This is a genomic window from Aeromonas bestiarum, from assembly GCF_028751155.1.
Taxonomy (GTDB): Bacteria; Pseudomonadota; Gammaproteobacteria; order Enterobacterales; family Aeromonadaceae; genus Aeromonas; species Aeromonas bestiarum.
On sequence record NZ_CP064746.1, the window covers coordinates 1,515,111 to 1,541,517 of the forward strand.

The 26,407-nt window shown below is 60.3% G+C and carries 28 protein-coding genes; 16 read left to right on the top strand and 12 right to left on the bottom strand.

The window, feature by feature from the left end; genetic code table 11:
• Positions 1-131: 131 nt before the first annotated feature.
• Positions 132-1,025, bottom strand: a complete 894-nt coding sequence (locus IU367_RS07200) for a DNA replication terminus site-binding protein (protein ID WP_274453848.1) — start codon at positions 1,023-1,025, stop codon at positions 132-134.
• Between the two features lie 521 nt (positions 1,026-1,546).
• Here IU367_RS07200 and IU367_RS07205 point away from each other — a divergent pair.
• From IU367_RS07205 to IU367_RS07235, 7 genes are all read left to right on the top strand, one after another.
• On the top strand, positions 1,547-1,756 hold the full coding sequence (locus IU367_RS07205) for a DUF1127 domain-containing protein (RefSeq protein WP_043137637.1): 210 nt from the start codon (positions 1,547-1,549) through the stop codon (positions 1,754-1,756).
• Positions 1,757-2,033: 277 nt separating this feature from the next.
• Positions 2,034-3,059 (top strand): succinylglutamate desuccinylase, encoded by a 1,026-nt coding sequence (gene astE / locus IU367_RS07210; RefSeq protein WP_274453849.1) that lies wholly within the window; start codon positions 2,034-2,036, stop codon positions 3,057-3,059.
• A 273-nt stretch (positions 3,060-3,332) separates the two neighbouring features.
• Positions 3,333-4,427: a pyruvate dehydrogenase (acetyl-transferring) E1 component subunit alpha gene (gene pdhA / locus IU367_RS07215; RefSeq protein WP_042870601.1), complete on the top strand. Its 1,095-nt coding sequence runs from the start codon at positions 3,333-3,335 to the stop codon at positions 4,425-4,427.
• Between the two features lie 102 nt (positions 4,428-4,529).
• A complete protein-coding gene (locus tag IU367_RS07220) occupies positions 4,530-5,513 on the top strand; it encodes an alpha-ketoacid dehydrogenase subunit beta (protein ID WP_042870599.1) in 984 nt (327 codons plus the stop codon).
• On the top strand, positions 5,510-6,610 hold the full coding sequence (locus IU367_RS07225) for a dihydrolipoamide acetyltransferase family protein (RefSeq protein ID WP_274453850.1): 1,101 nt from the start codon (positions 5,510-5,512) through the stop codon (positions 6,608-6,610). Before IU367_RS07220 ends, IU367_RS07225 begins: the two co-directional genes overlap by 4 nt.
• A gap of 205 nt (positions 6,611-6,815) precedes the next feature.
• Positions 6,816-7,025, top strand: coding sequence for a cold-shock protein (locus IU367_RS07230; RefSeq protein ID WP_005331438.1), 210 nt, complete (start codon positions 6,816-6,818; stop codon positions 7,023-7,025).
• 106 nt (positions 7,026-7,131) lie between these two features.
• The gene (locus IU367_RS07235; protein WP_274453851.1) at positions 7,132-7,437 is read left to right on the top strand and encodes a hypothetical protein; all 306 of its coding nucleotides are present in this window, start codon (positions 7,132-7,134) and stop codon (positions 7,435-7,437) included.
• Here the strand turns inward: IU367_RS07235 and IU367_RS07240 are convergent.
• Positions 7,424-7,672 carry a TIGR02647 family protein gene (locus IU367_RS07240; RefSeq protein WP_005320240.1) on the bottom strand — a complete coding sequence of 83 codons (249 nt, stop codon included), beginning with the start codon at positions 7,670-7,672 and terminating at the stop codon, positions 7,424-7,426. The two genes, IU367_RS07235 and IU367_RS07240, sit on opposite strands and share 14 nt — an antisense overlap.
• A 251-nt stretch (positions 7,673-7,923) precedes the next feature.
• Here IU367_RS07240 and IU367_RS07245 point away from each other — a divergent pair, with 251 nt between their 5' ends.
• Entirely contained in the window at positions 7,924-8,481 is a 558-nt protein-coding gene (locus IU367_RS07245) for a hypothetical protein (RefSeq protein WP_274453852.1), read from the top strand.
• 94 nt (positions 8,482-8,575) lie between these two features.
• A complete protein-coding gene (locus IU367_RS07250) occupies positions 8,576-8,968 on the top strand; it encodes a DUF2750 domain-containing protein (RefSeq protein WP_042036410.1) in 393 nt (130 codons plus the stop codon).
• Between the two features lie 127 nt (positions 8,969-9,095).
• On the opposite strand, the gene IU367_RS07255 is transcribed toward IU367_RS07250, so the two are convergent.
• From IU367_RS07255 to IU367_RS07275, 5 genes are all read right to left on the bottom strand, one after another.
• Complete coding sequence (locus IU367_RS07255) at positions 9,096-10,946, bottom strand: extracellular solute-binding protein (protein WP_274454356.1); 1,851 nt, start codon at positions 10,944-10,946, stop codon at positions 9,096-9,098.
• Positions 10,947-11,078: 132 nt separating this feature from the next.
• Positions 11,079-11,972, bottom strand: a complete 894-nt coding sequence (locus IU367_RS07260; protein ID WP_274453853.1) for an EamA family transporter — start codon at positions 11,970-11,972, stop codon at positions 11,079-11,081.
• A gap of 141 nt (positions 11,973-12,113) precedes the next feature.
• A complete protein-coding gene (locus tag IU367_RS07265) occupies positions 12,114-12,860 on the bottom strand; it encodes a DeoR/GlpR family DNA-binding transcription regulator (RefSeq protein ID WP_274453854.1) in 747 nt (248 codons plus the stop codon).
• A gap of 95 nt (positions 12,861-12,955) precedes the next feature.
• A complete protein-coding gene (locus IU367_RS07270) occupies positions 12,956-15,388 on the bottom strand; it encodes a formate C-acetyltransferase/glycerol dehydratase family glycyl radical enzyme (protein WP_274453855.1) in 2,433 nt (810 codons plus the stop codon).
• 4 nt (positions 15,389-15,392) lie between these two features.
• Positions 15,393-16,289, bottom strand: coding sequence for a glycyl-radical enzyme activating protein (locus IU367_RS07275; RefSeq protein WP_274453856.1), 897 nt, complete (start codon positions 16,287-16,289; stop codon positions 15,393-15,395).
• A 128-nt stretch (positions 16,290-16,417) separates the two neighbouring features.
• On the opposite strand from IU367_RS07275, the gene fsa reads away from it, so the two are divergent.
• On the top strand, positions 16,418-17,068 hold the full coding sequence (gene fsa / locus IU367_RS07280; protein ID WP_043137560.1) for a fructose-6-phosphate aldolase: 651 nt from the start codon (positions 16,418-16,420) through the stop codon (positions 17,066-17,068).
• Between the two features lie 109 nt (positions 17,069-17,177).
• Entirely contained in the window at positions 17,178-17,366 is a 189-nt protein-coding gene (locus IU367_RS07285) for a hypothetical protein (protein WP_043137557.1), read from the top strand.
• Here IU367_RS07285 and IU367_RS07290 read toward each other — a convergent pair.
• The gene (locus IU367_RS07290; RefSeq protein ID WP_098983477.1) at positions 17,363-18,559 is read right to left on the bottom strand and encodes an HD-GYP domain-containing protein; all 1,197 of its coding nucleotides are present in this window, start codon (positions 18,557-18,559) and stop codon (positions 17,363-17,365) included. The genes IU367_RS07285 and IU367_RS07290 overlap by 4 nt on opposite strands.
• Positions 18,560-18,732: 173 nt before the next feature.
• On the opposite strand from IU367_RS07290, the gene rsuA reads away from it, so the two are divergent.
• A complete protein-coding gene (rsuA, locus tag IU367_RS07295) occupies positions 18,733-19,425 on the top strand; it encodes a 16S rRNA pseudouridine(516) synthase RsuA (RefSeq protein WP_043137550.1) in 693 nt (230 codons plus the stop codon).
• Between the two features lie 138 nt (positions 19,426-19,563).
• On the opposite strand, the gene IU367_RS07300 is transcribed toward rsuA, so the two are convergent.
• Positions 19,564-20,463, bottom strand: coding sequence for a DMT family transporter (locus tag IU367_RS07300; protein ID WP_043137548.1), 900 nt, complete (start codon positions 20,461-20,463; stop codon positions 19,564-19,566).
• Positions 20,464-20,703: 240 nt separating this feature from the next.
• On the opposite strand from IU367_RS07300, the gene IU367_RS07305 reads away from it, so the two are divergent.
• Both IU367_RS07305 and yfcE read left to right on the top strand, forming a co-directional pair.
• Positions 20,704-22,341: a peptide ABC transporter substrate-binding protein gene (locus IU367_RS07305; protein WP_274453857.1), complete on the top strand. Its 1,638-nt coding sequence runs from the start codon at positions 20,704-20,706 to the stop codon at positions 22,339-22,341.
• Between the two features lie 10 nt (positions 22,342-22,351).
• Positions 22,352-22,894, top strand: a complete 543-nt coding sequence (gene yfcE, locus IU367_RS07310; protein WP_241279809.1) for a phosphodiesterase — start codon at positions 22,352-22,354, stop codon at positions 22,892-22,894.
• 72 nt (positions 22,895-22,966) lie between these two features.
• Here yfcE and IU367_RS07315 read toward each other — a convergent pair whose 3' ends face one another.
• The 3 genes from IU367_RS07315 to flgA all read right to left on the bottom strand — a co-directional run bounded on the left by IU367_RS07315 (position 22,967) and on the right by flgA (position 24,393).
• Positions 22,967-23,383 (bottom strand): flagella synthesis protein FlgN, encoded by a 417-nt coding sequence (locus IU367_RS07315; protein WP_043137544.1) that lies wholly within the window; start codon positions 23,381-23,383, stop codon positions 22,967-22,969.
• Positions 23,380-23,700 carry a flagellar biosynthesis anti-sigma factor FlgM gene (flgM, locus tag IU367_RS07320; RefSeq protein WP_274453860.1) on the bottom strand — a complete coding sequence of 107 codons (321 nt, stop codon included), beginning with the start codon at positions 23,698-23,700 and terminating at the stop codon, positions 23,380-23,382. The genes IU367_RS07315 and flgM overlap by 4 nt, the downstream gene beginning before the upstream one ends.
• Before the next feature lie 87 nt (positions 23,701-23,787).
• A complete protein-coding gene (gene flgA, locus IU367_RS07325; protein ID WP_043556829.1) occupies positions 23,788-24,393 on the bottom strand; it encodes a flagellar basal body P-ring formation chaperone FlgA in 606 nt (201 codons plus the stop codon).
• A gap of 222 nt (positions 24,394-24,615) precedes the next feature.
• On the opposite strand from flgA, the gene IU367_RS07330 reads away from it, so the two are divergent.
• Together IU367_RS07330 and IU367_RS07335 are read left to right on the top strand one after the other, a co-directional pair.
• A complete protein-coding gene (locus IU367_RS07330) occupies positions 24,616-25,527 on the top strand; it encodes a chemotaxis protein CheV (RefSeq protein ID WP_043137541.1) in 912 nt (303 codons plus the stop codon).
• Positions 25,528-25,545: 18 nt separating this feature from the next.
• Positions 25,546-26,370, top strand: coding sequence for a CheR family methyltransferase (locus tag IU367_RS07335; protein ID WP_043137538.1), 825 nt, complete (start codon positions 25,546-25,548; stop codon positions 26,368-26,370).
• The last annotated feature ends 37 nt before the right edge of the window (positions 26,371-26,407 follow it).

Consider the following 26,407-nt stretch of genomic DNA (forward strand, 5'->3'; position numbering starts at 1 on the left):
TCCCCCCTTTGTTTATGTTTGTGGCTGTGCAGGAGCTCCTGTCGAAGAGGTGGACTGCTCAGCCAGGCCAGCGGTGGCATCTTGCCGCGCCATCTGCAGAGGCTGGGCAAGGAGAGTCTGCCGGCTTGCAGCTACCCCTGATAGAGGTAGAGGTGCAGCCGCTCTATGATGGGCTCACCGCCAATCTTGCGGTCTCGCCGCGCCTGCCGCAGTTTCGGCGGGTAGTGGCCAAGGTGGGTGACGGCGGGCTGGATGTCCGAGCAGAGCAGCAGGGGCAGGCTCGCCTTGAGCTGCTGCTTGCGGGGTTCCCTGTCCTGCCAGAGCAGGTTGATCATGGGGTGGGTCTTGACCGGTCGCCGGATCCTGAGCTCGGCATCGGCAGGCAGGCGGCGAAGGTCATAGACCTCCTGATCCACCATCTTGCTCCACTCCTCATTGTTGGAGAGCGCCGGTATGTAGCGACGGCTGCGCTCCAGCATCTCCAGCACCTGCTCCCGGCTGAGGCGGTTGATGCTCTGCTTGTCGGCCCAGGTAAAGCCGAGGGAATGCAGCTCTCCTTCCAGCAGGGTCAGCTTGCGGTAGACCTGCAGGGTGATCACCCCGGGCAGGGCCCTGTGCACCAGCTCGAACTTCTCATCCCGCCCACCGGCCTGTTGCACCAGTTCCTTGAAGGCGAGCTTGCGGGTGTTGATCTCTTCGATCAGCGGGCGCAGCTGGCTGGCACTGGCGGCAGAAAAGCGCAGCCAGCCCGGCAGGCGGTGGGTGGCCTTGGTGGAGCAGCCGGGGCGAGCACTGTGATCCCGGTAGGCCGCCAGGGTGGCCGCCAGCGCCTCCTCACCGCCCAGATAGCCCACCTCTATCTGTTCTATGGGCTCGTGCTCCTGCCCCTGGGGCACGGCGGGGAGGGGATAGACGTGGGCCTCCAGCAAGGGGAGCTGCGCCAGTTGTCGGGCCAGGCGGGCCAACGCCTCTTCGAGCGCGTCCATCTGTTGACGCAGGGCGGCAGTCGGGGTAAATGTGTCCATCGGCGTGTCCTGTGGTCGCCCCTGTCACCCCCTCCACAGGGGTTGGCAGAGACGTGGCTAAACTACTGTATAAATAACCATACCAGTATGCCGAAAGCGCGCCAAGCATCTCCTTCGTAGTGCGCCTGGCGAGGGTCAAAAGCGATAGCCATTTGAGTGTGTTTATTTTGTATCTATCTGTTAAATAAGGATCAATAAAAGATCTCTTGATTAACAACTGGATGTAAACCCCAGGTTGCCAGCCTCGCCTTGAGATCCCGTGACTGCATAGCCAAGACAAGAAACTGCATAGTTAGAGGTGCGCCATGCAGGAGAATATGCTGCCGGTCTTTCAGACGGAATAAAATGATTATTTAATAGTTTAAAATCAATCTGTTAGGTTTTACAGATTGACGATATTCACCATTAGTTTTACTAATGTCTTGTATCAAAATTCGTCAATTGAGTCGGTTGTCCCTCCTGACTAAGCTTTGCGCAACAAATTCGCACCCCGCGCAGACATCATCAAGAGGAGCCACATCATGGCCAACATGACTTATACCGAGACCGGTTACCAGCATTCCAGCCAATCGAATCTGGTTGCTCGCGTCAAAATGACAGTGCTGACCTGGCTGGAACGCAGCCGCAGCCGTCGCCAGCTCTCCGAGCTGCCCGAGTACCTGCTCAAGGACATCGGCCTGAACGAATCTGATCGCTATCAAGAGACCACCAAGCCGTTCTGGCGTGGTTGATCAGCCGGGCATGGATGCCTCGTTTTTCTGCTGATCCCGATCTTGCTGTGTCAACCGGCCTGACGCCGGCGCTTGAATGATTGCCCGATACTTTCTCGTCCCTGTCGCTTCATTTCCCCTTCTCGCCGCTCCCTCGTTCACCCCATGCCTGCCGACTTGTCATTAACTGTCGCCGCATTTGTATCCTTACTGTTTGAATTTGTTTAAAAACTGATTTTAAGCCCTCTCGCGTTGCGTATAATCCGCCCATAGCGTTCCTGACAAAAGGGTGAGATGGATGATTCCCCAGCATGACTTTTTGGCCCTGACTCGTCGCCATGAGTGGCAGCTTGAGCCCTTCACATTTGACCTGCCCGGTGGCACCCGGGTGAGTGTGTGGGATACGGGCGTGCTCTGCCTGGAACCCGCGAAAGGGGCCGATGATAGGCCGGGGGGGCGCAAGGACATAGTGCTCTCCTGCGGCATTCACGGCAACGAAACCGCCCCCATCGAGATCTGCAACCAGCTGCTGACCCGGCTGCTCAGCGGTGAGCTCAGCGCCCGTCATCGGGTGCTGTTCCTGTTTGGCAACCCGGCCGCCATGAACCTGGGGTTGCGGGAGGTGGAGGAGAACATGAACCGGCTCTTCTCCGGTGCCCACAGCAAGGGGGAGGGGCTGTGCAACCAGGAGCGCATTCGCGCCATGCGCCTGGAGCAGTATGTGAGCCGCTTCTTTGCCGATCCGGCCCGGCCCCGTTATCACTACGACTTGCACACCGCCATTCGTGGTTCGCGCCATGAGAAGTTTGCTGTCTACCCCTTCCCCCATGAGCGGCCGCACTGCAAGGAGCAGGTGCAGTTCCTCGGTGCCTGCGGGGTGCGCACCATTTTGCTCTCCAGCGGCCCCACCACCACCTTCAGCTATTACAGCTCGCACAGCCACGGTGCCCATGCCTTCACGGTGGAGCTGGGCAAGGTGCGTCCGTTTGGTGAAAACGACATGACCCGCTTCATCGAGACCCGTCAGGCGTTGCAGGAGCTGGTGACCCAGGATGAGGTGGTGCTAGAGCCCTGGCAGGCGGATGACTTCACCATTTTTGCCATCGACCGGGTGATCAACAAGCGTTCGGAGCAGTTTCGCTTCCTGTTTGCCAGCGACGTGGACAATTTCACCGAGTTTCCCCAGGGATTCGTGCTGGCCGAGGATGGGGAGCTGCGCTACACGGTAGAAAAGACGCGGGAGGCTGTGGTCTTCCCGAACGCCAATGTGGCCATAGGTCAGCGCACCGTGCTGCTGGTGGTGCCGACCCGCTTGTGGGAGTGAGCTGAACCCTTTTTGGGCCCTCCGCCAGCGCGCCATGCGGCTGGTGGCGCCCCTTCATCCTCGTGGGATTGATCCCGCAGCAGCCCGAACAGGGAGCCCGAAGCGGCTCCCTTTTTCGTCTCTGCTCAGCCGAAAAGTTCAATGTCTTTCTGAAATTAAAGAAGTTTCTACTGGTCTTACCTGGTTAAATCACATTGCTCTTTAGTTAACATCTTATTTACATTCTAAGGGTCACCTCATGGTGGTGACGTTGACAACGGCAAGGAGCCAGTTATGACCCATGTCGACATCCCTTTCCTTCGTTACCTCGATGAGGAAGGGCGCCCGGTCGCGACACTGCCGACCTGGCTGGACAAGGCGATACTGCACACTTTCTACCGCAACATGGTGATGGTGCGCAGCTATGACAAGAAAGCAATCGCGCTGCAGCGAACCGGCAAACTCGGCACCTTTCCCTCCCATCTGGGAGCAGAGGCGGTCGGGATAGGCGTCGGTCTCGCCATGCAGGAGCAGGATGTCTATGTGCCCTACTACCGGGACATGCCCACCCTCTACGTGCGGGGCGTGCCCATGGAGAAAAACCTGCAATATTGGGGCGGGGATGAACGGGGTTGTGTCTTTTACAAGGCCGATGGCGAGCTGTCGGAGGACCTGCCCATCTGCGTGCCCATCGCCACCCAGATCACCCATGCCGCCGGCATAGCGGCGGCCTTCAAGTTGCGCAACCAGCCTCGCGTCGCCGTGGTCACCATAGGCGACGGCGGTACCTCCAAGGGCGACTTTCTGGAGGGGCTCAACTGTGCCGGAGTCTGGCATCTGCCCATGGTGATGATCATCAACAACAACCAGTGGGCCATCTCTGTGCCGCGCAAGTTGCAGTCGAGTGCGCCCACTCTGGCCCAGAAAGGGATAGGGGCCGGGGTACGCAGCATTCAGGTCGACGGCAACGATGTGGTGGCCGTCTATGATGCCACCCGCATCGCTGTGGAGCGGGCGCGCACCGGCAAGGGCCCGACCCTCATAGAGGCGATCAGCTATCGACTGGGGGATCACACTACGGCCGACGATGCGACCCGTTATCGCGATGCCGCCGAAGTGGAAGCCGCCTGGGCCAGGGAGCCGGTCAAGCGGCTGCGCCAGTTCATGGCCGGGCAGGGCTGGTGGGACGAGCATCAGGAGCAGGCGCTGCTGGCCGAGGCGAGCCGGGAGGTCGATCGCGCCGTGGCTGCCTATGAAGGCACGGCCCCGCAGGCGCCGGAAACCCTGCTCGACTATCAGTTTGCCGAGTTGCCCAAGGATTATCGCGGGCAGCGCCAGCGCATCATCGCCAAGGGCATGCAGCGCCACGCCGGGGAGGAGCACTCATGATCGATGAGATGAGACTGCAGGATGCCGTCAAGCCAGCGTGGCGGGATGACATGACCCGCAAGGGGAATGGGGTGATTGATGACGCCGCGTCGGGGAGGCTGCATGAGTGAAATGACACTGCTCGAAGCGATCAATCTGGCGCTGCATCACGAGATGGAGCACGACCCCGATGTGGTGGTGCTCGGTGAGGACGTGGGGGTCAACGGCGGGGTGTTTCGCGCCACCGTCGGCCTGCGCGACAAGTTTGGTTTCAAGCGGGTGATCGACACACCGCTGGCCGAGGGACTGATAGCAGGGGTGGCGGTCGGCATGGCGACCCAGGGGCTCAAGCCGGTGGCCGAGTTCCAGTTTCAGGGCTTCATCTTCCCCGGCATGGAGCAGATCATCTGCCAGGCGGCGCGGATGCGTAACCGCACCCGTGGCCGTCTCTCCTGTCCCATCGTTTACCGCTCTCCCTATGGCGCCGGCATCCACTCGCCGGAGCACCACAGCGAGAGCGTCGAGGCCCTGTTTGCCCATATTCCGGGCCTGCGGGTGGTGATCCCCTCCAGTCCGAGACGGGCCTATGGCTTGCTGCTCTCGGCCATTCGCGACCCGGATCCCGTGATGTTCTTCGAGCCTGATCGCATCTATCGCTCGATGAAGTCGGACGTGGTGGATGACGGTGTCGGCCTGCCGCTGGACGTCTGCTTCACCCTGCGGCCGGGACGGGACATCACCATGGTCGCCTGGGGGGCCTGCATCCAGGAGGTGATGCGAGCGGCGAGTCTGCTGGCGGAGCAGGATATCCAGTGTGAAGTGCTGGATCTTGCCACCATCAAGCCGCTGGACATGGAGAGCATTCTGGCCTCGGTGCGCAAGACGGGCCGTCTGCTGGTGGTACACGAGGCGTGCGGCAGCTTCGGGGTGGGCGCCGAGATAGTGGCGCGGGTCACCGAGGAGGCGTTGACCTCCCTCAAGGCGCCGCCAAAGCGCCTCACCGGGGTGGATGCCGCCGTGCCCTACTACCGCAACGAAGAGTATTACCTCATCACCGAGCAGGATATCGCGGACGCAGCGCATCAGCTGATGGAGAAGTGGCTATGAAATTTTTCAAGTTACCGGATCTGGGCGAAGGCTTGGCCGAGGCCGAGATAGTCGAATGGAAGGTGAACGCCGGCGATACGGTGAGTGTCGATCAGGTGTTGTTGTCGGTAGAAACCGCCAAGGCTCTGGTGGATGTGCCCTCGCCGGTGGCGGGGGTGATCGCCAGGTTGTGCGGGCAGGAGGGCGACATACTCCATATAGGCGCGCCGCTGGTGGAGTTCGAAGGGGGCGAGGATGACGGCACAGTAGTGGGCAAGGTCAGTGCCCATCAACAGCATATCGAGGATCACTTCGTGGTGGGTGCCATAGCCCCGGGGGGCAGCCTGGTACAGGCCATGCCTGCCGTGCGTCTGCTGGCGCAAAAATTGGGGCTGGACATAGACCGGATCAAGGGCAGTGGCAGCGCCGGCATGGTGACAGAGCAGGATGTGCAGGCGGCATTCGAGGCTCAGCAAAGCAGCGGCAACGAATTCCTCAAGGGTTCGCGCCGGGCCATGGCCAAGGCGATGGAGCTCTCCCATCAGACTGTGGTGCCGGTCAGCATCACCGACGAGGTGGATCTGCGTCACTGGCGGCCGGATGAGGATGTGACGGTACGCCTCATCAAGGCCATCGGCGTCGCCTGTCGTGCCGAGCCCTCCATGAACGCCTGGTTTGACGGCGATACGCTCTCAAGGCGGCTGTTCAGCGAGGTCAACGTCGCCATTGCGGTGGATTCCCGGCATGGGCTCTATGTGCCCGTGATGGAGAACGTGGCTGAGCGGGAGGGGGCGGACATCCGGCAGGGGCTGGATCGCATGATCGCCGATGTGAAGGCGCGCGCCGTGCCGCGGGAAATGCTGCAGGGGGCGACCATCACCCTCACCAACTTCGGTGCCATCGCCGGCCGCTATGCCAGTCCCATAGTGACGCCACCTCAGGTGGCCATCATAGGCGCCGGCAAGTTGTTCGAGAAGGTGGTGTTCATCCACGGAGAGGCTCGTCCGGTCAGGGCACTGCCATTGTCGATGACGTTTGACCACAGAGCCTGCACCGGTGGCGAGGCTGCACGCTTCCTCAAGGTACTGGTTCAGGCACTGGAAGCACCCGCGCTATAAACCCTTGTGCCCTGCCGTCGGCAGGGCACAAATTTGTTTGCGTAATCCCCAAAGCCACGTATAATCTAAACCAGCTTGAAAGGGCGAAAGTTATGTCAATGAATATGATGTTTTACATCTTTTCCTGTTGTTCATAAGTTAATCCCGTTTTTGAGCTTTATCCGCTGAAAAGCATAAGTAATTATTTTGAATACAGGTTATAGATATGTCTAACATGATCACCGGTACCGTTAAGTTTTTCAACGAAACCAAAGGTTTTGGCTTCATCCAGCAAGAAAACGGCCCGGACGTTTTCGTTCACTTCAGCGCTATCAGCGGTAACGGTTTCCGTACCCTGGCTGAAGGTCAGCGCGTACAGTTCTCCGTGACCCAAGGTCAGAAAGGCCCGCAGGCTGAGAACGTAACAGCTCTGTAATTCTTACAGAATTTAAGAAAGCCGTGGTACCTCTGGTTCCACGGCTTTTTGTTTATGGGTGTTTTTTAGACTTGTATCGACTTCACTTTCGCCGCTGTATCTCACCATGATTCCATCACTTCTGCTGGCCGCCAGCCTGCTCACTTCCGTCGACACCCAGGCACAGAATGCTTTTGCCACCGAAGCGAAAACCGTGTGTCAGCAGTTTGTATACGTTCGCTTGGGAAGCACAATTGTGCCCGATGAGCTCAAGGCGCAGCCTTTGCCGAAACGGGAAGGCGAATGGATGGTCGATGGCAAAGTAAAAGGACCCGAAGGTCCTTTGCTGTTTGCCTGTTTGCTGCGGCAGGGCTCGCGCTGGGAGTTGCTCAACTTTTCACTCTGGGCCCCGCAGGCGATCAAAGCGGTTTGAGTGCGACTATCAGATGCTGCAGATGCTCAACCATGGTCATGCCAAAAGGAGTCAGGTAGCCGCCATCTTCTGCGCTGATGAGACCTTGCTGATGCAGGCGTACTGCTGCCTGGCACAGCTCGTCGGACATGTCACTGCGCAACTTGATCCCCAGGCTCATGTTGGCCGGATCAAAGCATGCCAGTATTTTCAAGTCGTTTACAAAGTCGTTAGAAATCTGGTCGATCCCAATCATGAATGCACTCCTTACGCTAAAGATGTATGCAAACTAGCATTCCCGGATCCACTTTAGTGGGCGCTGGTTCAAACTATTGGGCTTTCTCTGGCGCCACCCTGCCTGAACGCTGTTTTTTTGGGCATTGCCTTCCGATTTGAGCCGTGAAAATGTGAGTCCGCTCGCTAGCCTTCAAACATGATAGGATAGGGCCCTCCTTTGTCTTTCTGGCCGAGCACAGCATATCGGCCTTCCAGTTCAAGGCGCCCCTCATGGTAAAGATCACGCTAGTATCACTGCTCCACTCTCTTGGCCCCCGTTTCCCTGTTTATCCCACCTCCCTGTTGCTGCCGCTGCTCGACCAGCATCATGGCGATGTCTGGCTGCCCGCGATCAAGGGCGCTGATGTGGCTGCCTTGCGTCAGCATGGCAAGGGGGCGGCTGCGCAAACCCTGGCGCCGTTGACGGCGGGCTGGTGTGACTTTGCCGCCAGCGATGTCGGGGCGACCCCCGAGCTGGATGCCCTTGCCAACTATGACACCGAGATGATGGACAACCTGCTGATGTACTGGCATGGCCCGGCCAAGATAAACAGCCCGATCACCGATAACCTGTTCGAGCTGCGCCGCGAGGTGGTGGACGAGGCCCATGGCAGCAAACTGGCCAGCGCTTGGGAGCAGCAACAGCAGTTGCGGTTCGAGCAGATCATGCAGGGCGTGCAGGCGGGACGGGATCAACTCTGCTTCGTCGAGGTGGAATCTGCCTACTGGTTGCGCCAGCGTTGCTGCGAGACGGTGGAGATCACCCTGGTGACGCCTGAACTGGGTTGATATCGGCGAAAAATAGGTGACCGATCTCTCATACTGGACAAGCCGCCAGCAAGATGTGAACATGGCGCCCTTTATTGAAAGAGAGACTTGGCCAATGAGCTATGAATTGAGCGAAACCGAGCGCAATGCTGCGCTGCAACTGAACGCCGACTACCGCTACGAGCACTTCATCAGCAAGCTGGTCGAGCACGAAGAGCTGTTCGTCCTGACCGACGAGCACGGCGTCATGATGCTGACCACAGACGATGAAGATTGCATTCCGGTATGGCCGCACCCCGAGTACGCCCAGGCGTGGGCCGAGGGTGAGTGGGCCGAGTGCAAGCCGCAGTCCATCACCCTCAAGGTGTGGCTGGAGCGCTGGGTCGACGGCATGGAGCAGGACGAGCTGTGTGTTGCCGTGTTCCCGACGCCGGATCAGGAAGGCATAGTGCTGGAACCGGCCGACGTGGCCGACGCCATTGCCGAGAAGCAGGCCAAGCGCGCCTGATCGCTCCTGAGCTTCCTTTGCGACCCTGGTTGCAATAAAAAGACCCCGCCAACGTGCGGGGTCTTTTGTTTTCGGCCCCGATGGGCTGTGTCCTTTTGGGGACTAGGCCATGACAGGGCGAGCCGCCTCAGCGCTGCTGGTAGCTTGTGTCTGTCAGGGTGACGGCGGGGAAGGTCTTGCCGCTCTCGATGGCCGCCCTGGTTTCCGCCTTCGCCTGCTCGTCAATCCAGAACAGGCCGCCATAGCTGTAGCCGCTATTTCCGCCATCGAGCGGCCAGTAGAGCAGCTCGCTCTTGGGGGTTGCCGGCACCTTGGGCAGTTTTATCCAGCGCCAGGCCCCTTCCCGGGTATAGGGCACCTGATAGGCGGGCACGAAGCTGGCCAGCTCATGGAGCCGCTGCTGGATCTGCCGCGACAGGGCCGCCTTTTTGGCAAAATCGAACTCCTTGTCGTAATGCTCCACCAGTGCCGTGATGGCCTCGTCATCTATGTTCATGATGTTGTTGGTCTGGGGCTTGTTGGCATTGACCTTGTGAAAATGCTCCCAATAGGCGGGATAGCGGCCGGAGCTCCAGCCCATCCAGGCACTCTGGTGCTTCTTCTCCAGCATGGATTTGAAGCCGGCCGAGGTATCCATCAGGTTGAGCTCGAGATTGAGCCCCGCCTTCTTGGCCTCTTCTCGCAGCAGGGTGAGGCGTTGGGCATGCTCCGCCGTGGTGTAGGTGATGCTCAGGGTCAGCGGCTGCCCCCGCTCGTTTTGCAGGGTGCCGTCCGGTCCAGCGTTGGTGAAACCGGCCTTGGCGAAGTAGTTGCGCGCAAGCTGGGGATCGAACGGGCGAGCCTTGAGCTCAGTGTTGGTGAAGGCGCCCTGGCCAGATCCATAGCTGTTGAGGCGCTGGTAATCCCCTCGCAACAGGGTGGCGAGCATCTTGTCGAGGTTGAGGGCATGCTGGATGCCGAGCCGCACATTGATATCCTTCAGCAGCGGGTCGGCTGTGTTGAGATAGAGTCCCATGGGGGATTGGGGGGTCTGGTTGTAGAACCAGCGCCGCTCGATATAACCCTTCTCGAACTCGGCGGTTTTGGTCTTGTCGTGCCACCAGTTGGGCATGACCAGCGGGAAGGTATCCAGCTCGCCGCGCAAGAAATGCTGCCAGGCGATGTTCTGATCCCGCAGTACCTTGATTTCTATCTTGTCCGGATTGAAGCGGTGCTGGAGGTAGCGTTCATCGTTGCCCCACCAATCCTGGATCCGCACTAAGCTGACCGACTTGCCCTTCTTCACCTCGCCGAGCTGATAGGGGCCCGTGACCGGCAATATCTTCCAGTTGTATTCCTTGACCCAGTTGGCGGTGAGCTTGATGGCGTGGCTCGGCTCAGGGCTGAACGGCAAGGACTCCAGCAGATCCTGGCGGCTCTTCTCGCTGCCGCTGGTGATGGCCAGGGTGCGGTCATCGAAGCGGGTCACGTCGGTTATCTGGGTGCTGTAGTAGTTGTTGTACCAGGGGTCGCTTATCTCCTTGCTGCGCATCATCTTGAGGGTAAACACCCAGTCATCGGCGGTGACGGGCTGGCCATCCGACCAGCGCGCCTTGGGGTTGATGCGAAAGTAGAGCGTCTTGTTGTCGGCACCGAAGGCCCACTCGTTTGCCAGCATGGGCATGGGGTTGCCGGTGACTGGATGGGTGCTCAGCAGCGGCAGGTTGGTCTCCCTGACATAACCGGCAAATCCGCCGTTGGAGTCGGGGCCGAATTTGCGCAGGGTCAGGGGAAAGCTGGTCATAAAGGTGTGGAAGGTGCCGCCCCGTTTGGCGGCCGGATCGGCGTAGACAGGATCCGCGTTGCTGCTCTCCCACTTGAGATCCGCAGGCAGGCTGGCGCTCCAGCCAAGCGGGCTCCAGCACAGGATCAGGGTGATGGCGGCAGTACGAATAAGGGGTGGGACCGGGCTCACCCCGGCTGAGGCTGTCGATGGCATATCCATGCTCTCTCCTGATGGTCTGCTTCCTGCAGGTCACGCTCTGGTGACGCCAGTCCCGATGGGGACTGGCTCATGATGGAAATTTTCCCCAGCCGGGTCAATGGCGGACGAAAAATAACCGGGTGACCATCAAGGTGCCGTCTCTTGCTTGAACCAGCGCAGCCTGCCACCCAGCAGATGGACCACGAAGCCGAGCAGCACCAGGCCGGAACCCAGCCACTGCAAGGGGGTCGGGTGTTCGTCGAGCAGCAGGGCGGCCGCCACCATGCCGACACAGGGCACCAGCAGGGAGAGCGGCGCCACCTGCGCCACCGGATAGCGCATCAGCAGCCGCCCCCACAGGCCGTAACCCAGCCAGGTGGCGACAAAGGAGAGATAGAGCACACACAAGAACCCCTGCCAGCTGAAGTTGAGCAGGCTGCTGGCAATGCGCTCCGGCCCTTCGAACAACCAGGAGAGCGCGAAGAAAGGCAGTATGGGCACCAGACCGCCCCAGGCGATAAGGCTTGGTAATGGTGTTTGATAACGCAGCCCAATCTGGCGGTTGATGACGTTGCCAAGGCCCCAGCAGGCGGCCGCGCACAGCGTCAGCACGAAGCCGATCAGGGTCAGGTTACCCTCGCCATGGGTGGCGATGAGATAGAGGCCGGCCCCCGCCAGCGGCAGCGCCACCCAGTGGTGGGGCTGCCAGCGCTCCCCCAGCCAGAGCATGGCGAACAGCAGGGTGAACACCACCTGGGATTGCAGTACCAGCGAGGCCATGCCCGCCGGCATGCCGAACTTCATGGCGCAAAACAGGAAGGCAAACTGACCCAGGCTGATGGCACCGCCATAGGCCAGCAGCCAGCGCCAGGGCATGGCGGGCCTGGGCACCAGCAAGATGGCGGGAAAGACCACGCCTACGAAGCGCAGTGCCCCCAGCAGCAGCGGGGGTATCCCCTCCAGCCCCCACTTGATCGCCACGAAGTTGAGTCCCCAGCAGAGGATGACCAGGGTGGCGAGACATTTATCCTTGGTTTGCATTCAGCTTCCTTGTCATCAGAGGAATGGCGATCCGCGTTGCACGGGCGGATCGGCAAGGGGACGAGCATACCCTTGAGTGGGTGGCTGGCGTCAAGCCGCCAGGCGGGGCATGGCTTTAGGCTGCGAGCCGCAATGACAGGTTCAGGCGGTGACGCAATGCAGGGTTATGCCGCGGGCCGCGATGGCGGCCCGCATGGGGGCGGGCAGGGCATCGTCGGTGACCAGCACGCCGATCTGGCCCGGCGCGCCAAGCTGGCTTGGGTGGATGGCGCCAAACTTGCTGCTGTCGGTGATGACCACATTGGTCATCCCCTTGGCCAGCACGCTGTTGACCACGTCGGCCCGCATCATGTCGCGGCTGGTAAAGCCCACCTCGGGGTGAAAACCATCGACCCCGATGAAGGCCTTGGAGAAGTGCACCTGCTCGATGCACAGGCGCGTCAGCGGCCCCACCACGCTCTCGCTCTGATGCTGGAACAGGCCGCCGAGCAGCACCACCTGGGCCGGCGTGTCCTTGAGCAGATGGGCGATATAGCTGCTGATGGTGATGATGGTGACCCGTTTGTGCAGGGCGAGGTGGCGGGCCAGCATGGCGTTGGCGCTGCCCCCTTCGATGAAGACAGTCTCGCCGTCTTCCACCAGCTGGGCGGCCCGCTCGGCGAGGCGCTCCTTGAGCAGGTAGTTGATGTTCATCCGGGCATCCGGATCATCGGTCTCCAGCGCCATGGCCGAGCCGTGCACCCGTCTGAGCAGCCCCTGTTTCTCCAGCGCCGTGAGGTCGTTGCGCACAGTCACCTCTGACACCCCCGTGTGGCGGGACAGCTCGGCCACGCTCATCTTGCGAGCCTGATGGACCAGAGTGAGGATCAGTTGGTGGCGTGGATTCATGGTGCGCTCGCATGCAAGGTGGTGGATAGCGGCAAGCCACCCGTGGGGTGGCTTGCCAATCATATGACGTCACAGGCGCCATGGGGAGGGCCCCGTCAGAGACTATGCTCGGTGCGGGCGATGATATCATCTTGCGCATCCGGGGATAAGGCGGTGAAGAAGGCCGAATAGCCCGCCACCCGCACCACCAGGTCCCGGTACTGATCCGGATGGGCCTTGGCCGCCAGCAGTGTCTCCCGCGAGACTATGTTGTACTGCACGTGCCACCCCTTGTGCACCTCGAAGAAGGTGCGCAGCAGGCTCATCAGCTTGGTTTTGTCCCGCTCGTTTTCAAGGCTGGCCGGACTCAGCTTCTGGTTGAGCAGCACGCCACCGAGAATGGCCGCCGTGGGCAGCTTGCCGATGGAGTTGAATACCGCCGTGGGCCCGAGGCGATCCGAGCCCGAGGAGGGACTGGCCCCTTCCGCCAGCGGGGTGCGGGCGTGGCGGCCATCCGGGGTGGCCAGGGTGGCCGCACCAAACGGCACGTTGGCCGAGATGGAGGAGGTGCCTGCATAGTAGGTGCCGCCGATGGGGCCACGGCCGAAGCGGGTGTTGTGCAATCCCTTCAGCTCGTCGATGTAGCTCTGGTAGGCCTGCACCAGCAGCATGTCCACCTCGTCCAGATCGTTGCCATATTTGGGGGCCGCATGGGTGAGGCGCTGGCGCAGCTGCTCTCCTGCCAGTCCTGCAAAGTCCTGCTCCAGCGCGGCAGCCAGCTCGCGCTGATCCACCACGCCCTGCTCGAACACCAATTTTTTAAGGGCTGCCAGGCTGTTGCCCAGGTTGGCTATCCCCACCTGCAGGCCGGAGACCCAGTCATAGACGGCGCCCCCCTCCTTGATGGTCTTGCCGCGCTCGATGCAGTCATCCACCAGCGTGCTGCAGAGGATGTCGTGGGCCTGCGCCTCCAGCACGCTGTCGACCACGCAGTCGATCTCGATGGACTTGCGGGTGAAGTAGCGCACCTGCTCGTCCCAGCGGGCCATCACCTCGTCAAAGTGGCCAAAGGTTCCTTCCCGCAGCGACTGGGATTGGGGCAGGAATACCTTGCCTGTGGTGGCATCGCGGCCGCCATCGAGGGCCGCCAGCAGGATGCGGGCGAAGTTGATGAAACTCATGCCGGTGCAGCGGTAGCCCCACTTACCGGGCACTGCGGTCTCGATGCAGCCGATGGCGGCGTAGTGGTGGGCATCCTCCACGCTCACCCCGAGCTTGATGAACTCCGGGATCACCACCTCGTCGTTGTTGAAGGCGGGCATGCCAAAGCCGCAGCGGATCACCTGAATGCAGGCGTCGAGGAAATCCTCGCTCATTCGTGCGTGGTAGCGCACCGAGAGGTTGGGCTGGGTCGAGCGCAGCTGGCCGCAGGACTCCAGAATCGCGTAGGAGAGGCCGTTGACCGCATCATGGGCTGCGCCATCCTGCCAGTTCTGGCCGCCTATGGTGACGTTCTGGTAGAGGGGGCTGCCGGCGGAGGCCTTGGAGTGGGTGCCTGAGCGGATCTTGTTCACCTCCAGCAACTTGAGCCAGCACCCTTGCAGCAGTTCGATGGCGCGCGGGCGTGACAGGGATCCTGACAGTTCCACCTCGCGGCGATACCAGGGGTAGAGGTATTGATCCATCCGGCCAAACGACACCGAGTGGCCGTTGGATTCGATCTGCAGGATGAGCTGGATGAAGTAGCAGAGCTGCAGCGCCTGCCAGAAAGTTTCGGGGGGCTGGTGGGCTATGTGGGCGCAGTTCAGCGCCATGGTCTCAAGCTCGCTTCGGCGCTCGGGGCCCGGCTCTATCGTGGCCATGTCACGGGCAAGAGTGGCGTAGCGCCCGATGTGATCGCTGACCGCATCCAGGGTGATGGCGACGGCATGCAGGAACTGCTCGCGCTGCAGATCGGCCCAATCGGCCAGATCCAGCCGACTGCGCCGCTCGGCCACCTTGGCCTTGAAGCCATCGAGACCCAGCGTGAGCAACTCGTCGTAGTTGACTGCCAGGTGGGCATCCCCCGAGGTCATGTTGCCCTCGGCCTTGATGATGCCGCTCTCCAGCAGTGCTTTCTGCTCGTCGGTAAAGAGGCCGAAGCAGCGATCCTGCACCGTCTGGCCGCGCCAGAAGGGGGTGAGGGCGTGGATGATCTCCTTGTCGGTTTCGCTCACCGCAAAACCGGCGCCGGGTCTGTCTGCCAGCTCGTCGATCTCCTTCTCAATCCAGCTCACAGTGTATTCGGGGAAGAGCGGCGCCGCCCGCACCTGACTGGCCTGATTGCCGACGATAAGCTCCTCGTGCTTGATCCAGATGGTGCGTTCCTTGAGGTGATGAGCCAGCGCCAGGGCGCGGCGCACCGGCAGCGGCCGGGCGAGATGAGCTTGATAGGCTTGCGTGTAGTGGCGGGCACGCTCGGTGCAGACCGGCGGCTGAACGATGTGGATCAGGCTCTCTTTGTGGGCGCGGATCCGCGGGCTGAGGCTATTGAGGTCGAGCTGGGTCATGATCTTATCCTCGGGTCACAGGGGTCAGTCCCTGACGTTGGGCGTATGCGTGGGCAAAGCTGAGTAAATCGGGGTCGTCGAGTGGTGTCTCCGGCGCCAGATAGGGCAGATCCAGCAGGGCGTACTTGCCCATCCCCAGAGTGTGGTAGGGGAGGAAGTGGATCTCCTGCACAGTGCCGAGGCTGGCGGCCGTGTCTGTGATGGCTTCGATGGATTCGCGGTCGGCATTGAAGCCGGGAATGAGCGGCACCCGGATCTGCATGGGCACGCCGTATTCGGCGAGGCGTTTGAGGTTCGCGATGGGCAGCTCCACCTTGCCGCGAGTCCAGTTAAAGAAACGTTCTTTATCCACGTGTTTGAGATCCGCCAGCACCAGATCCAGTGAGGGGAGGCTTGGCTCAATTTGGTGCCAGGGTACATGCAGGCAGCTCTCGACCGCAGTGTGCAGCCCTTGTGCCTTGCAACGGGCCAGCAGGGCGGCGGCAAAGTCGGGCTGCATAAAAGGCTCGCCGCCGGAGAGGGTGACGCCACCGCCGCTGCGCTCGAAGAAGGGACGATCCCGCAGTATGGTGTCCATCAGGGTGTCCAGCGTTTCATCCCGGCCGCACACCTGCAGCGCTTCGCTGGGGCAGAGGCCGCGCAGCCGTTCCATGTCCTCGGCATTGAGGGCTGAACGGGTGAGCTGGATGCCCTCGCTGTCACGCAAGATTGCCGGACAGGTCTGGCTGCAGAGCCGGCATCCCTCGATGCACTGGCGCCGGTCGAGTAGTATGTCCGGCTTGGGAGAGCGGCTTTCCGGGTTTTGACACCACAGACAGGCCAGCGAGCACCCCTTGAGAAACACCAGGGTGCGAATGCCGGGGCCATCGTGAGTTGAATATCGTTGCAGGTCGAAAATCATACCGCCTCCTTTTGTTTTTTCATTCTATTTGCTTTCATTCGAAAGTTGATTTGATTTCGATCAAGCAATTCGCAGATGTTTTGTCGCTAGAATGGCGACATATTGAACATCCCGTTAAGGAGTTAGAGATGGAGCTGTATCTCGATACCGCCGATGTGGCGGCAGTGCGTCGCTGGTCACGGATCCTGCCGTTGGCCGGTGTAACCACCAATCCTTCCATTACTGCCGCCGGTGGGTTGCCGCTCAAGGCGCTGCTGCCCGCCCTGCGTGACGTGCTGGGCCCCAAGGCGCGGCTGTTTGCCCAGGTGATGGCCAAAACCGAAACCGAGATGGTGCGCGAGGCGTTCGCCCTGCGTGAGCTGGACCCGGATCTGGTGATCAAGATCCCGGTATGTGAAGAGGGGCTGGCGGCGATCAAGAGCCTGACCGCCAATGGCGTGCCGACCCTGGGCACGGCTGTCTACACCCCGCTGCAGGGTTGGCTGGCGGCTGTGGCTGGCGCTGAATATGTCGCCCCTTATGTCAACCGGCTGGATGCCCAGGGTGGCGATGGCATAGCCACTGTGCAGGAGCTGCAACAGCTGTTGGCGCTGCATGCACCGAACAGCAAGGTGTTGGCGGCCTCCTTCCGTACCCCGCGTCAGGCGCTTGACTGCCTGCTGGCCGGTTGCCAGTCCATCACACTGCCGCTCGACGTGGCCGAGCAGTTGCTGAAGGTACCCGCGGTGGATGCGGCATTGGCGAAGTTTGATCAGGATTGGCAGCGGGCCTTTGCCTGAGGTCAGCGGCCGGATTGAGGGAGCCTAGAGGAGGGGCGGCGGGCGGACTAAGCTATAAGAGACAACCCGGTGTGACGGGCTGATGTCGATGGCTTACCGGAGGTGCCTCATGAGCGACCATACCCTGCTGCCCCATGGTGAAGATCTGCGCCGCGCCGTGCGCTGGCTCAGCGAGCACCATCAACACGACATCCGGGCCATCGAAGAGGCCTGTATCCGCTTTGACCTGTCACCGCTGGATGAGGAGTTTCTCATCCAGCATTGTGTCGAGCGGTCCCGGGAGGGGGGAACCAACTAGACGAAGTTGGCGAGGCTGATGCCGAACTCCTTGGGATCGACCGTGCTTTCTATGCTCTCCTGCACTCCCGACTTCGCCAGATCCAGCCACTGCACCTCGAGGTAGTGGCGCTGGGTGGCGTGATAGATCACCTTCACCACCGGCTTGAGCGGTTCATGAGGATTGCGCTGCATGACGATGGCCAGCCGCTGGTTGGAGAGTTGAACCAGAGTACCCACCGGATAGACCCCCATGCACTTGATGAACTTGGTCACCAGCCCCCGATCGAAATGGTGGTCGGCCCCCTTGAGCAGGATCCGGAATGCCTGGGTCGGCTGCATTCCCTGTTTGTAGACCCGATCCGCCGTCACGGCGTCGTAGACATCGACAATGCCGCTCATGCGGGTATGGAGGGAGAGCTGATCTCCCTTGAGGTGGCGGGGGTAACCCGTGCCATCGAGCCGCTCGTGGTGATTGGCGGCGACTTCCAGCATGGTGGCCGTGATGCCGGGGGTATGGCTGAGGATGTCGTAACTGTGCACCACGTGCTGGCGCATCACGGTGAACTCTGCATCGGTCAGCTTGCCCGGTTTGTTGAGCACCTCGTCCGGGGTCATGATCTTGCCCACATCGTGCAGCAGGCCCCCCAGCGTCAGCTCCTTGAGCACGCTGCGATCCAGGTCCAGATAGCGGCCGAAGTTGGCCAGCAGTATGGCCACGTTCATGGAGTGCTCCATCAGGTAGGCATCCTTGGCGCGGATCCGGGCCAGGCAGAGCATGGCATCGCCGTGGGTGAACATGGTGTCCACCATCTCTTCGGCCACCGCCGCCAACGGCGTGATGTCGATGGGCTCACCCGCCTTGAGCTGACGGATGAACTTGCCTTGCAGCTCGCGGGCTTCCTGATAGAGGCGGCGGATCTTGAGTTCACGGCCCTCGCCGTTGGCACTGCCTGCCGGGCGTTGGGAAGACGCGGACAAGGCGGCCGGGTCGGGGGAGATGATCTGCTCTATGCCGGCCAGCTTGCTGCGGGCGAGATCCACGCGCACCGTGAGCACACCGCGCCGGACCAGATCATCGATCTGCTGACGGGTGGTCACCAGCCCCATCTGGGCAATCTCCATGCCGCCTGTCTGGCTGATGATGGCGATCACATACATGCCGGCTTGCAGCTGGTTGACGGGAATGACGGGATGAGGAGTGTGCGACTTCATACGGCTTCCTGACTTTATTATTATGCGTAACGTTAGGCCCTCTGCAGGCAGTCTAACACCCGCGCCGGGCTTCGTCATGACGACATGGTCTGCATCGCCACCGCTTAGTGCTGGAGTTGTTGGCCTCGGCCTATATAATGGCGCCCCTTTATTGATGGACTCTGAGGTTGTGCATGCGGCTCGATAAATTTCTTTGCGATTGTTCCGATTTGACCCGGTCCCTGGCGGGCAAGCTGATCCGGCAGGGAGAGGTCACGGTGGACGGCATAGTGGTCAAACAACCCGCTTTTCACATCAACGAGCAGAGCCAGGTCGAATTTGACGGCGTCACGCTGACGCTGGATCAGCGCAATCGCTACTTCATGCTGCACAAACCGGAAGGGTACGTCTGCTCCAACGAAGACCCGGATCACCCGACCGTCTTCTTCCTGATGGACGAGCCCGCCATGGGCAAGCTGCACGTGGTTGGCCGACTGGATCTCGACACCACGGGTCTGGTGCTGGTCACCGACGATGGCAAATGGTCCCACCGCATCACCTCGCCGCGCCATGAGTGTGCCAAGACCTATCACGTCTGGCTGGCCGACCCCGTGCACCAGGATGCCATCTCCTTGTTTGCCGATGGTGTCTTCCTGCGCAACGAATCCGAGAAGACCCGCCCCGCCCAGCTGGAAATTCTGGGTGAGTGTGAGGCCCGCCTCACCATCCATGAAGGCAAGTATCATCAGGTGAAGCGGATGTTTGCCTCCATCGGCAACAAGGTGGTGGGACTGCATCGGGAGCAGATCGGTACACTGGTGCTGGATGACGCGCTGGCACCGGGCGAATACCGCGAGCTGACGGCCGAGGAAATCGCCCAGTTCTAGTCATCCGACCCGGCCATCAAGAGTCGATTACGGCGCCATGGGGTTAATCGAACCCACGGGCAGAACTTGGTCGCAGGCTCGATTGGCTAAGCCTATTCGGACGAGCGTGTCCAACCCCAGCGTTGACGTCGGGCCGTCTTACCCGGCTCCCAGCACCATGGTCGTCCCCAGGGTGGCCAGCAGGGCGCCGGCCCAGGCCGCCAGCGAAGGGCGCTGACCCGAGTGCCACCACAGCAGGGGCAGCAGAATGACAGGGGTGGTGGAGGAGAGGATCGCCACCATGCCGACGTCTCCCTGACGCAAGGCAACCAGGATCAGCGTCATCCCCATGGCCATCGCCAGGAAGCCGTTGATGCCAATCATCCCCAACACCTGACGGTTGATGGGGTTGTGCGGCAGTGACAGCGGCACCCGCAGCGCCCGCAAGGTGCAGTGGGCCAACAGGGCGCTGCCCATGCGGATGCCGGAGGCGCTCACCGCATCCACGCTGCCGCTCATCATTACGGGCTTGGCGATGATGGCGCCCAGGCTCTGGCAGAAGGCGGCCGTCAGACCCAGACCTATGCCGATGGCGAGATGCCCGCGCACCTGTTCCCACTCGTTGTGCTGATTGCCGCCACGCCGGCCGAACAAAATGGCGAGCATGACGCCGGCAAACACCAGCAAGGCCCCCACCAGTCGCCAGCCACCGAGCTGCTCGCCAAACAACCAGAGGCCGAGCAGGGCGGAGAAGAGGGCATGGCAGGAGAACAGCAGGCCGCTGCGCCTGGGGCCCAGCCGGTTCATGCAGGCAAACAGGGCGGTATCGCCGACGAAGATGCCGATAAGGCCCGACAATGCCAGCAGGGGCAGGGCGCTCTCGGTGAGAGATTGCCAGCCGCCGGTGGCGAGGCTGACGGAGCCCAGCATCAGGCTGACCAGAAACATGCGCCAGCGACTGTAGGCAAACGCCCCCAGGTGACGGGCCGGTTTGACGGAGATCAGGGCCGCCACTGCCCACAAACTGGCCGCCGCCAGCGCCAGCCACTCATACCCCATAACAACTCCTGAAAATGTAGCTAAATCGAAAGACGCATCAGGCCGTTACCGGCGACAGCCATTCGCACTTCATAAAAAACTACAGAAAAAAATAGCCCGAAAGACTCCATCTCTTGAGCAAGCCCGATACAATACGGGGCGTCTTCGGGGATAACAAGCGCAGCATCATGCATTCGTATTCAGGCGCGCTGCCGGCCTTCCCCCTTCTTGAAATAAAGTGAATTGAACGAGGTTTATGTCATGGTTTTGTGCCCCGCTTCCCGGCCAGCCCGTCGCTGGCTCTCTCCCTTGCTGCTGGGTCTGTTGATGGCCCCTTCATTGCAGGCCACCACTGTGTCCCAGGAACCCGCGTTGTCGGACCGCCAGACCCTGGTCAAGGGCAACGGCGCCGAGCCGGAATCCCTCGACCCGGCCCAGATCCGCTCCGGTTTTCCGGGCGAGGTCGTGCTGGTGGACTTGTTCGAGGGGCTGGTGAGCGAAGATGGCCAGGGCAAGATAGTGCCGGCCCAGGCCCAGCGCTGGGAGACCAGTGAAGATGGGCTGGTGTGGCGCTTCTTCCTGCGCCCGCAGCTCAAGTGGTCCAACGGCGAGCCGCTCGGCGCGCAGGACTTTGTCTATGCCTGGCGGCGACTGCTGGATCCGGCGCAGGGCTCACCTTCCGCCGGGCTGCTGCTGGCGACCGGCATCAACAATGCCCAGTCCATCTACGCAGGGGCGCTGGATCTCAATACCCTGGGGGTGGAGGCCGAGAGCGAGCAGATCCTGAAAGTGACCCTGGAGCGGCCTGTGCCTTATTTCCTGCAGCTGATAAGCCAGCGTCCCTTCGTGCCGGTCAACGAGAAGGCCATCAACCAGTTTGGCAAGCAGTGGACCCAGCCGGGCAAGCTGGTCAGCAATGGCGCCTACAAGCTGGTGAACTGGGTACCCAACGAGCGCATCGAGGCGGAGCGCAACGTCCAGTATTGGGACGATGCCCATACCCGGATCCAGCGGGTCACCTATCTGCCGCTTGCCTCCCAGCACGCCGAGCGGCTGCGTTACGAGGCGGGGGAGATCCAGCTCACCAACAAGGTGGCGCTGGAGTATTACCAGAAGACCAAGGAGGCGACCCCCGAGCGGATCTGGGGCCTGCCGCTGCTCGGCACCTATCTCTATACCTTCAACCTGCGTCGCCCCGAGCTGCAGGATGTGCGGGTGCGCCAGGCGCTGGCCATGACCATAGACCGACATTTGCTGACCGAGAAGGTCAGCGGCCAGGGCGAACAAGCCGCCTGGTCACTGCTGCCCACCATGCCTGGCTATGAGGCGCTGAGTTCGCCGCTGGCCTTGCAGGATCAGCCGACCCGGCTGGCCAGAGCGAGCGCCCTGCTGGCACAGGCAGGTTACAACAGCGCGCATCCCCTCAAGCTGACACTGACCTACAACACCTCGGAGAATCACAAGAAGCTGGCACTGGCGGTGGCGGCCATGTGGAAGCCGCTGGGAGTGGAGGTAGCGCTCAACAACATGGAGTGGAACGCCTATCAGGTGGCCAAAGACAGCGGGGATTTCATGCTGGCCCGCTCCTTCCTGTTCGGGGATTACGTGGAGCCCTCGTCCATGCTCAACAGCTTCCGTTGCCAGGATCCCCAGAACGAGAGCGGCTACTGCAATCCGGCCTTTGACGGTCTGTTGCAACAGGCCTCGGAGACCCTGGATGGTAACGTCAGGACCGGGCTCTACCGTCAGGCCGAGCAGTTGCTGATGGACGAGATGCCCGCCATTCCCGTCTATCACTACAACCAGATGCGGTTGGTGGATCCCACCCTGCGTGGCCTGCCCGTTCAGAATCTCAAGGGGGCGATCGCCACCAAGGATCTCTATTTCAGCCAGCCGTGAGGAGCGTGTGATGAAGATTGCTATTATTTCGGACCTGCACGGCAGCCTGAGTGCCCTGGAGCAGGTACTTGACCAGCTTGCCGCCTGGCAGCCGGATCACTACCTGTTGCTTGGCGACGTGCTCAACCACGGCCCGCGCAACCCGGTCCCGCCGGGTTATGCCCCTGCCGCCGTGGCCGAGCGGCTCAATCAGCTGGCGCCGCACATCATGGCGGTGCGTGGCAATTGCGACTCGGAAGTGGATCAGATGCTGCTGGATTTTCCCATGATGGCCCCCTACAACCAGTTGCTGGTGGATGGCCGGCGCTGGTTTGTCAGCCATGGTCATCTCTATCGCCCGGAAGCGGTGCCACTGCCGGCAGGCAGTCTGTTCATCAGCGGCCATACCCATATGCCCGTGTTGCAGCGGGAAGGGGAGCTGGTGCTGATGAATCCGGGATCCATCTGTTTTCCACGGGGAGAGCTGGCGGCAACCTATGGCCGCTATGAAGACAGGGTATTGAGCATCCATGCCTGTGCAGATAGCGAGGCCTTGCTGCGTCTGACCTTGTAAGGTGTGACGAAGGCGCGGATCAGGGATGACAGTGAGGAAAAACTGGAAGCGGAAAGAGAAAGAATAGAGAGCTCAGGCCTTGATGCCGAATGAGCGGGTACCGGAGCGGGTATTGCCCTTGGCGTCATAGGTCAAGGAGTTGCGATCGCGCAGCTTGCTGAGGAAGCTTGCCAGGCGGCGGTTGGAGACGATGCTGAGCTCGAGCAGGCGACCATTGAGATCATTTTGTTCCTGGCAGGCATCGAGCTTTTCACGCAGAAGATGCATCTGCTCGGGAAAGGCATTCAGCTGTTGTTGCAGCTCGGGCAACTGGGCCAGGGTCTGATCCAGCACTTCAATATCGGCAAGCAGTTTCTGCTTGCGCTCTGCCAGCTCAGGCAGCGCCAGTGCCTGGTGCTGCCTGAGCAGGTTGAATTCCTCCTCCAGCAAACCTTGCATCTGGGAGAGGTATTCGTCTTGGGTATGCAGCAGCGAAGGTAAATCCATCATCCCAGCAGCTTGTCCAGATTGGATTCAAAGCTGAACATCTTCTTGGCCACAGCCTCGCTGTTGACCTGATATTCACCATTGGCCACGGCTTTCTTCAAGCTCTCGACCCGGCTTTCATTACCGGTAGAGGCTGAGTTGAGGTTTTTCTGCATCTGTTGCAATTGCTGCGCCTCATTGGTCAAGGAGACGGAGTCGGTCTTGACGGTCGCCGCACGGTTGTCGGGGGACGAGGTCGCTGGTTTGGTATTGGCACCCTGGCTGCTACCGGTGTTTTGCAACCGATTGTTCGCTAGGTTGTTGATATTGTTGATACCCATAGTGTTTACCTTCGTCTGCTTTGCTGTTCGCTTACCTGTTTATCGGTGACGGTCGTCAGAACTTTAGAAAAAAGTAACCTAAAACATTCAGAAGGTGACCACCACGGCGCCGACTGCGCTGACTTTTCCCTGCACCGTTTTTCCTGAACGAATATTGACGAGTCTGATCATGTCTCCGAAGCTGCCATCTTGCAAGGCTCGGGCCATGGTTTTGATTTGCATGCTGCTATTTTCTGCACTGAGTGTGACCTGATCGCCTTTGCACACCACGCAGACCTGGGTGAGCCGTATGGGCTGACCCGGTTTGAGCTCCCGCTTGCTGCGCACGCCTATGAGGGGAGCCGGGTCGCTGAGATAGTCACCACGGATCAGCGTCTGATCCTGATAGGCCAGCGTCAGCATGCCTTCGCTGAGAATGTCGCCCTTGGCCACCGGCGCCGAAACGGTCACATAGGGCTTCTGTATGCTGACCCGAACCGGCAGATAGAGATCCCAGGGTTTATCCTCCTCGCATTTGAGGTAGACGGTAGTGTTGCGACGCACCTCCATCCTGGCGGGGAAACTGATGGTGAGATGCTCTTCGCAGCGGGTCAGGGGCAGGCGTTCCTCGATGGAGGCGGCTTGTACCTGTGCCTGGGCATCGAGCGGAATATCGAGCTGGCCGAGCACAAACTCCTGTGCCATTTCTTGCAGATAGCTGGTCACCTCGGATGCCGTGGCGTGAGAAATGCCGCAAAACAGCAGTAAGGTGAGGAAAAGTCTACTAATCATTTTCGCTCGCAGGCCGATAAGTTGTTCACGCATATCACCATATTTAACTATGCTTGCTTCAGAATTCGTTTGTAGTGACATCGATAGTCTGACGCAAGCCAACACGCATGCATGATTAGTGCCAAGCGTTTTTAGGGAGTGTTTATGGCCAGTATTCTGGACTCGGTCAACCAACGTACCCAGCTGGTGGGACAAAACCGGTTGGAGTTATTGTTGTTTCGTCTCAATGGACGTCAAAGATTTGGCATCAACGTATTCAAAGTGCGTGAAGTGTTGCAATGTCCCCCCTTGACCGTCATGCCCAAGCTGAACTCCTGCATTCGCGGGGTTGCCCATATCCGCGGCCAGACCATCTCGGTGATCGATCTCAGCATGGCGATGGGCAAGCGTCCTATCGAGGACCTGACCAAGTGCTTCATCATCATCTCCGAGTACAACCGTTCCATCCAGGGCTTCTTGGTGCATTCGGTCGAGCGCATCATCAACATGAACTGGGAATCCATTCTGCCCCCTCCCAAAGGGGCTGGTCGCATCAACTACATGACGGCGGTCACCGAGGTGGATGGCGAGCTGGTGGAGATCCTGGACGTTGAACGCATCCTCAACGAGATTTCGCCGGTATCGACCGAGGTTAGCAAAGAGCTGGTGGAAGCCAGCGTGGATCACCCGACCCTGGGACGTCCCGTGCTGGTGGCGGATGACTCTTCGGTGGCTCGCAAGCAGGTACAACGGGCCCTCGAGGCTATCGGCGTGCAGTGCGTGCTGGCCAAGGATGGGCGTGAGGCGCTCAACATGTTGCTGGAGATGGCCAAGAATGGCCCCATCAAGGATCAGATTGCCCTGGTGATCTCGGACATCGAGATGCCGGAAATGGACGGTTATACTTTTACCGCCGAGATCCGCAACAATCCCAATCTCAAGGACTTACATGTTATTCTGCACACATCCCTCAGTGGGGTGTTTAATCAGGCCATGGTGCAGAAAGTCGGTGCGAACAATTTCATTGCCAAATTCCAGCCGGATGAATTGGCCAAGGCCGTACAAGGCGCACTCTAATCAAGAAGAACAAACTGCATGAAGACACTTTCGGACGACTTATACAAACAATTCAGCAACTTTCTGGCAGTACAGAGCGGGATCGTGCTGGGTGACAACAAACAGTATCTGGTCAAGAGTCGGCTTTCGCCCTTGATGACTCAGTTTGGTATTGAGAGTCTGTCTGATCTGGTTACGCGAGCGATGAGTGTGCGTGAGCGCGACCTGAAAATGGCAGTGGTTGATGCCATGACCACCAACGAAACCCTGTGGTTTCGGGATACCTATCCATTCCAGTTGCTGACGGACAAGATCTTTCCTGAACTTGGCAAGAGCGGTCGTCCGATCAAGATATGGTCGGCAGCCTCCTCGTCCGGCCAGGAACCCTATTCCATCGCCATGACGGCGCTGGAGCAGCAGGTCAAGAAGCCAGGCACCTTGCCCGGTGGCGTGCAGATCGTGGGCACGGACATTTCCAGCACCATGCTCAACCAGTGCAAGGAAGGGGTGTACGACAGTCTGGCGCTGGCCCGCGGCCTGTCGCCGGAGCGCAAGAAGCTGTTCTTCGAAGCGTATGGCGACAACAAGATGCGGGTGGTGGAGCGTGTCAGAAAATTGACCACTTTCCGGCCACTGAACCTGCTGGAGAGCTACAGCCTGCTCGGCAAGTTCGACATCATCTTCTGCCGCAACGTACTCATCTATTTTGCGCCGGAAGTGAAGTCCAAGATCCTCAACCAGTTCGCAGCCAGTCTCAATCCCGGCGGTTATCTGATGCTGGGGGCTTCCGAGTCACTGGCCGGTCTGACCGACAGGTTCGAAATGGTCCGCTGCAATCCCGGTATCGTCTACAAAGTCAAATAATCCCCGCCTAAATCCCCTTTGGCACACCTCTTGCTAA